This window comes from Mycobacterium sp. E1747 (assembly GCF_001667775.1).
GTDB lineage: Bacteria > Actinomycetota > Actinomycetes > Mycobacteriales > Mycobacteriaceae > Mycobacterium.
Map to the genome: position 1 here is coordinate 21150 of NZ_LZJI01000126.1, position 6591 is coordinate 27740.

At 67.9% G+C, this 6591-nt stretch carries 6 protein-coding genes and 2 pseudogenes; 5 read left to right on the forward strand and 3 right to left on the reverse strand.

Features of this window, described 5'->3' with window-relative positions; all coding sequences use genetic code 11:
- Nucleotides 1-12 precede the first annotated feature (12 nt).
- The 3 genes from A5695_RS12550 (at nucleotide 13) to A5695_RS12560 (ending at nucleotide 2872) form a co-directional block, all read left to right on the forward strand.
- Nucleotides 13-654 carry a TetR/AcrR family transcriptional regulator gene (locus tag A5695_RS12550; protein ID WP_068081894.1) on the forward strand — a complete coding sequence of 214 codons (642 nt, stop codon included), beginning with the start codon at nucleotides 13-15 and terminating at the stop codon, nucleotides 652-654.
- Nucleotides 655-754: 100 nt separating this feature from the next.
- Nucleotides 755-1960 carry a DNA polymerase IV gene (gene dinB / locus A5695_RS12555; RefSeq protein WP_068081897.1) on the forward strand — a complete coding sequence of 402 codons (1206 nt, stop codon included), beginning with the start codon at nucleotides 755-757 and terminating at the stop codon, nucleotides 1958-1960.
- A 153-nt stretch (nucleotides 1961-2113) separates the two neighbouring features.
- Nucleotides 2114-2872, forward strand: a complete 759-nt coding sequence (locus tag A5695_RS12560) for a YoaK family protein (RefSeq protein WP_068081900.1) — start codon at nucleotides 2114-2116, stop codon at nucleotides 2870-2872.
- 9 nt (nucleotides 2873-2881) lie between these two features.
- Here A5695_RS12560 and A5695_RS12565 read toward each other — a convergent pair whose 3' ends face one another.
- Together A5695_RS12565 and A5695_RS12570 are read right to left on the reverse strand one after the other, a co-directional pair.
- Nucleotides 2882-3889 (reverse strand): PHP domain-containing protein, encoded by a 1008-nt coding sequence (locus tag A5695_RS12565; RefSeq protein ID WP_068081901.1) that lies wholly within the window; start codon nucleotides 3887-3889, stop codon nucleotides 2882-2884.
- A 76-nt stretch (nucleotides 3890-3965) separates the two neighbouring features.
- The gene (locus tag A5695_RS12570; RefSeq protein ID WP_156749608.1) at nucleotides 3966-4397 is read right to left on the reverse strand and encodes a hypothetical protein; all 432 of its coding nucleotides are present in this window, start codon (nucleotides 4395-4397) and stop codon (nucleotides 3966-3968) included.
- 51 nt (nucleotides 4398-4448) lie between these two features.
- Between A5695_RS12570 and A5695_RS12575 the strand changes: the two genes are divergently transcribed.
- Nucleotides 4449-5300, forward strand: coding sequence for an LLM class F420-dependent oxidoreductase (locus tag A5695_RS12575; protein ID WP_068081905.1), 852 nt, complete (start codon nucleotides 4449-4451; stop codon nucleotides 5298-5300).
- A gap of 392 nt (nucleotides 5301-5692) precedes the next feature.
- Here the strand turns inward: A5695_RS12575 and A5695_RS12580 are convergent.
- Nucleotides 5693-6352: pseudogene (locus A5695_RS12580) on the reverse strand (FAD-dependent oxidoreductase); the annotation flags it as partial.
- Between A5695_RS12580 and A5695_RS12585 the strand changes: the two are divergent.
- Nucleotides 6263-6591, forward strand: a pseudogene (locus tag A5695_RS12585) (FAD-dependent oxidoreductase); the annotation flags it as partial. The pseudogenes A5695_RS12580 and A5695_RS12585 overlap by 90 nt on opposite strands.

A 6591-nucleotide genomic window follows, 5' to 3' on the forward strand; every position in this document is an offset into this window, starting at 1 on the left:
AGAGTAACGGCCGTGACGCCCACCGGCCAGACTCGCGCCCTGCGCGGTCGTCGTGCCATCCGGCCCTCGGGCGACGATCGTGAGCAGGCCATCATCGCGACCGCCGAGCGGCTGCTGGAAGAGCGGTCGTTCGCCGACATCTCGGTCGACGACCTGGCCAAGGGGGCGGGTCTGTCGCGCCCGACCTTCTACTTCTATTTCAAATCCAAGGAAGCGGTGCTGCTGTCGCTGCTGGAACCGGTGATCGCCCGCGCCGATTCGGAGTTCGACGGCGCGGTGCAGCGGCTACCGGAAGATCCCCGCCGGGTGTGGCGAAACGGCATCAAGGCGTTCTTCACGGCGTTCAGCACCCACCGCAGGCTGGCCCGCGCCGCGACCGAGGCGCTGGCGACCAGTTCCGAGCTGCGCGTGGTGTGGTTGGGCTTCATGCAGAAGTGGATCGACCAGACGGCGGCCATGATCGCCGCGGAACGCGAGCGCGGCGCCGCGCCGGAGACCATCCCCGCCGCCGACCTGGCGACGTCGCTGAACCAGATGAACGAACGCACCATGATGGCGGCGTTGTCCGCCGAGACGCCCTCGGTCGACGAGGACCGGGTGGTCGACACGCTCACCCACATCTGGGTGAGCAGCATCTACGGCGAATCCGGTTAAGTGGCGATCGCAAGCGCGGCGTAGCCGGGCGATGGGGGTACCCCCGCTTGCGGGGGACGGGCCGTCACCATGGAATCTCGTCACCGCCGCGTGCGAACATATGTTCGTGCGGTGCGAGGCGTCCATCCTGCACGCGGACCTGGATTCGTTCTACGCGTCCGTCGAGCAGCGCGACGATCCGACGCTGCGCGGTCGTCCGGTCATCGTGGGCGGCGGCGTCGTTCTCGCGGCCAGCTACGAGGCCAAGGCGTACGGCGTGCGGACCGCGATGGGTGGTGCGCAGGCGCGACGACTGTGCCCGCACGCCGTCGTCGTCCCGCCCCGGATGAGCGCGTACAGCCGCGCCAGTGACGCCGTGTTCGAGGTGTTTCGCGACTGCACCCCGATCGTCGAGCCGCTCTCGGTGGACGAGGCGTTTCTCGACGTCGGCGGCCTAGGCCGGGTCTCCGGAACGCCGGTCCAGATCGCGGGACGCCTGCGCGCCGACGTCCGCGGCCGGGTCGGCCTGCCCATCACCGTGGGCATCGCCCGAACAAAGTTTCTGGCCAAGGTCGCCAGCCAGGAAGCCAAGCCCGACGGCCTGCTGTTGGTCCCGCCCGATCAGGAGATCGCCTTCCTGCGCCCGTTGCCGGTCCGGCGGCTGTGGGGGGTGGGCGCCAAGACGGCCGAGAAACTTCACTCCCACGGGCTCGTGACCGTCGCCGACGTCGCCGAGCTGAGCGAGTCGACGCTGGCCTCGCTGCTGGGCGGCGCAATGGGACGCCAACTGTTCGCGCTGTCGCGCAACATCGATCGCCGCCGGGTGACCACCGGCCTGCGGCGCCGGTCCGTCGGGGCGCAGCGGGCGCTCGGCCGCGCCGGCAACACCATGTCGGCCGCCGAGATCGACGCGGTGGTGATCAACCTGATCGACCGCATCACCCGCCGGATGCGTACCGCCGGGCGCACCGGCCGGACAGTTGTGCTGCGCCTGCGGTTTGACGACTTCGGGCGGGCGACGCGGTCGCGGACGCTGCCGTGGGCGACGTCCTCGACGCAGCCGATCCTGGCCGCCGCGCGTGTGCTGGTCGCGTCGGCCGCTCCGGTGATCGCGCAGCGCGGGCTGACGCTGATCGGATTCGCGGTGTCTGGGATCGACCGCAGCGGCGCTCAGCAGCTGACGCTACCCTTCGACGACGCCGACAACCGGCTGGCCATCGACGCGGCGATCGACCGCGTGCGCGACCGGTACGGCAAGTCCGCCCTGACGCCCGCGGTTTACCTCGGCCGCGATCCGGGTACAGAGATGCCGCACCTTCCCGACTGAAGCGCGGAGCGCGCGTCTTCACCAATCATTCTCTGAGACAAGCTTTTTCGATGATGTGAAGTTGATTTGAATCCGTCTCGCGGCGCAGCTTGCCCGACCGCCCGATGGTTAGGCTGGCGAAAAACCGACCTCGAAAGTGAGCAACTGAACCCGATGCCGCCGCCGCACCAAGCCCGCGACACCGGCCTGCCTCGCGAGGGGATCCTGCTCGGATACAGCGCGCTACTCGCCTTATCGGCGGGCTTCGTCAACGCGGTGGCGCTGCTGATCTTGGCGCTGCCCGTCGGTAACCTGACCGCGATCACCACCCAGCTGGGCATGAACACGGCCAACCCGTGGCTATACGAGGGCCACGTCCTCGGCGCCATCTTTTTGGGCTTCCTGACCGGAGCGGTCATAGCCGGCGCGGTCCTGGCACCTACGGATGCCCTCGCGGGGCCGCGCCATGCCGCCGTGCTCTTCCTCGAGGCACTCTTGCTCGCACTCGCCGCGGCCGGAGTCGAGGAGACCGTCGTCAAGGCGCAGATCAACGCCCTGGGAATCGAGCAGACCGCGGTGCAGGCGCTGTTCGCCGCGACGGCGCTCGGCCTGCAAAACGGGATGACATCGAGCTTCCGCGGAATGGCGATCCGCACCACGCACTTCACCGGAACCGTCACCGATCTCGGGCTGATCCTCGGTCGCAGTCGGCGTCACGGAATCAAGAAATGGAATACCGCGATCCTGGCGACGACCCTGCTGCTATTCCTCGGCGGCGGTGTGGCCGGGATCGTGTTCGGCGCTCGATTAGGGGGTTACGCGTTGCTTATCCCGGCTGCGACCTGCGCGACGGTTGCGGTCGCCAACCTGGTGCAGAGCGCCAGCCGCAGCGACGAACCGGTCCCCGAGCACGCCGAACCCGTGCGGGTCTGAGCGGTCGCCTCAATTCGAGGCGGTCCACTCCAGTAGCTTGTCAGCCGGCCAGGTGTTGACGATCCGGTCGACGGGCACGCCCACGTCCAGGGCGCGCTGCGCGCCGTAGCCGAGGAAGTCCAGCTGGCCGGGCGCGTGCGCGTCGGTGTCGATGCTGAAGAGGCAACCGATGTCCATGGCCTGCTTGAGCAGCGCGGTCGGCGGGTCCCGGCGCTCGGGTCGCGAGTTGATCTCCACCGCGGTGCCGTGATCGCGGCACGCCGTGAACACCGCTTCGGCGTCGAACTTCGACTGCGGACGGATGCCCCGGTTACCCGAGACCAGGCGGCCGGTGCAGTGGCCCAGCACGTCGGCGTGCGGATTCGACACGGCCCGCACCATGCGCCGAGTCATCGCCGCGGCATCCATCGACAGCTTCGAATGCACGCTGGCTACGACCACGTCGAGCCGCTCGAGCAGCTCGGGCTCCTGGTCAAGGCTGCCGTCCTCCAGGATGTCGACCTCGATCCCGGTGAGAATGCGCATCGGCGCGAACTGGTCGCGCAGCTTGTCGATGACGTCGAGCTGCGCCCGCAACCGCTCCGGCGACAGACCGTTGGCGATCGTGAGACGTGGCGAATGGTCGGTGAGCGCGCAATACTCATGCCCCAGCGCGGACGCCGTCGCCATCATCTCGTCGATCGGCGCCGAGCCGTCCGACCAGTTCGAATGCAGATGTAGATCACCACGCAAGGCCGCACGAATGTCGCCGCCACCGAGATCCTCTGCTGCCGAGCGTAATTCGGCAAGAAGGTCGGGCTCGCGGCCGGACCAGGCCTGATCGATGACCTTCGCGGTCTTGGGTCCGATGCCCGGCAGCGACTGCCAGCTGTTGGCCTGGCCGTGCCGCTCACGTGCCGCGTCGTCGAGCCCCTCGACGATGTCGGCGGCGTTGCGATACGCCATCACGCGCCTGGGGTCCTGGCGGCTGCGATCTTTGTAGTAGGCGATCTGCCGCAATGCCTCTACGGGATCCATGACTCCAGTGTGCCTGCGCGGTGACGGCAAGCGCGGCGGAGCCGGGCGACGCAGGTCACCGCCAAAGCCGCCCGGGTTAGCGGAGTTGCGCGGCGATGAATCCGGCGAGCAGCACGCTGAAGCCCCCGATCTCACCGGCGATGAGCAACGCCATCATCACCCGCGTCCCGGGGACCGGGTTCTCGAATTGATTGACGGTGTCGCGCCGCACCCCGTGCCCGATGTAGCTGAGGATGGCGCCGACGAAAAAGGAGACGACCACCCCGGCGGCGGTCAGGTTGACCCACGTCGGCCACGCGCTCAGCTCGACGAAGACCGCCAACAGCAGCGTCGCAAAGGAGTAGAGCAACGCCGCCCGGTGCGCGATGTCGACGTAGGGATGGGCGCGATGGTCGTCGGCAGCCATCATCTGCCCGTACTTCCACACCCCGAGGGCCAGCGCGAGCAGAAAGATCACCCCGGCCGCCAGCAGCGTGATCTTGGTGTCGAGTCCGAGCGCGCTGGTCATCGTCCGCATGAGTTTAGTTGCGCTTCATAAAGTTCGGCTAACGTCGGTTTCATGCGATTCGCGTTCAAAACCTCACCCCAAAACACCACCTGGGCCGACATGCTCGCCGTCTGGCAGGCCGCCGACGACATCGATGTTTACGAGTCCGGCTGGACGTTCGACCACTTCTATCCGATCTTCTCCGACAGCAGCGGACCCTGCCTCGAGGGGTGGACGACGCTGACCGCGCTGGCGCAAGCGACCAAGCGACTGCGGCTGGGCACCCTGGTGACCGGCATTCACTACCGCCACCCCGCGGTGCTGGCCAACATGGCCGCCGCACTCGACATCATCTCGAACGGACGGCTCGAGCTGGGCATCGGAGCCGGCTGGAACGAGGAAGAGTCGGGCGCGTACGGCATCGAGCTGGGCAGCATCCGGGAACGCTTCGATCGATTCGAGGAGGCCTGCCAGGTGCTCACCAGCCTGCTCAGCCAGGACACCACCGACTTCGACGGTAAGTACTACCAGCTCAAGGGCGCCCGCAACGAGCCCAAGGGCGTGCAACGCCCGCACCCGCCGATCTGCATCGGCGGCAGCGGCGAGAAACGAACGCTGCCGATCACCGCGCGCTACGCGCAACACTGGAACTTCGCTGGCGGGCCGCCCGAAGAGTTCGCGCGCAAACGCGACGTGCTGACCGCGGAGTGCGAGAAGATCGGCCGCGACCCGAAGGAGATCATGCTATCGGCCCACCTGCGCCTGGACGCCCGGCGCAACTATCAGCAGGTGGTCGACGAGGCGGGCGGCCTGGCGGCCGAAGGACTCGACCTGGGCATCGTCTACATCAACCCGCCCCACGACCCCAGCGTCCTGGAACCGCTGGCCGAGGCCATCCGCGATTCGGGATTGCTAAGTCGATGAAACCGGTGACCGCGAAGCTGCGCGGTGCCGGGCGAAACCCCCGATCGCTTCGCTGAGCAAACCCAGTGTCTCGTGCCCGGAGGCGCGTCGTCGGGTGGCTATGCCCCGAAGATCATCAATTCGGCGGCGGTGACCAAGCGCTCGTGTCTGGCCGGAAACTCGCGACTCTTGACCGGGTGGCGAAACCAGGACCAGGCGATTCGCCCCATCCGTGATCGAGGTACTGGATTGATGTGCACAGTGATCACTCCTGCGATCGTTCCGTTCAGCCGGGGCCCCGGTCGTCCGCCCGTGTGAAGGAGCCCACAACGGGTTATTAGACACCCGCCATCTGGCAAACGGTGGCAGACTCGCCGATTTTGGTGCGGGTGTTTCTGGTGTGGCTTCTGTGACTACTGGAGCGGGACGGCGGTCGGCTTGACCGGCGCCGGCAGGGCGGTCGCGCCCATCAGGTAGCGGTCCACGGCCGCAGCCGCGGCCCTGCCCTCAGCTATCGCCCAGACGATCAGCGACTGGCCGCGGCCCATGTCCCCGGCGACGAACACACCGGGTACCGACGTGTCGAAGTCGGCGCCCCGCGCGACGTTGCCGCGGTCGGTGAGATTGACCTCGAGGTCGGTGAGCAGACCCTCTCGTTCCGGCCCAACGAAGCCCATGGCCAGCAGCACCAGATCGGCTTCGAGCTCGAACTCCGAGCCCTCCACCTTGACGAACTTGCCGTCCTGCATGGTGACCTCGTGCGCTTTGAGCGCCGTGACGCGGCCGTCTTCGCCCACGAACTGCTCGGTGTTCACCGAGAACACCCGCTCGCCGCCCTCTTCGTGCGCCGACGACACGCGGTACATCAGCGGGTAGGTCGGCCACGGGGTCGACTCGGCGCGTGACTCCGGCGGACGCGGCATGATCTCGAATTGGTGCACGACGGTTGCACCCTGGCGGTGCGCGGTACCGAGGCAGTCCGCGCCGGTGTCAACGTCGGGGTCGACATCACCGCCGAACAACTGCGCGCCGAATTCGACGCGGTGGTGCTGGCCGGTGGCGCGACCGCCGGGCGGGACCTGCCCATCCCCGGTCGGGAACTGGACGGGATTCACCAGGCGATGGAGTACCTGCCATGGGGCAACCGGGTGCAGGAGGGCGACGACGTCCTCGGCCCCGACGGGGAGCCCCCGATCACCGCCAAGGGCAAGAAGGTCGTCATCATCGGCGGCGGCGACACCGGCGCGGACTGCCTCGGTACCGCGCACCGCCAGGGTGCAACCGTCGTGCACCAATTCGAGATCATGCCGCG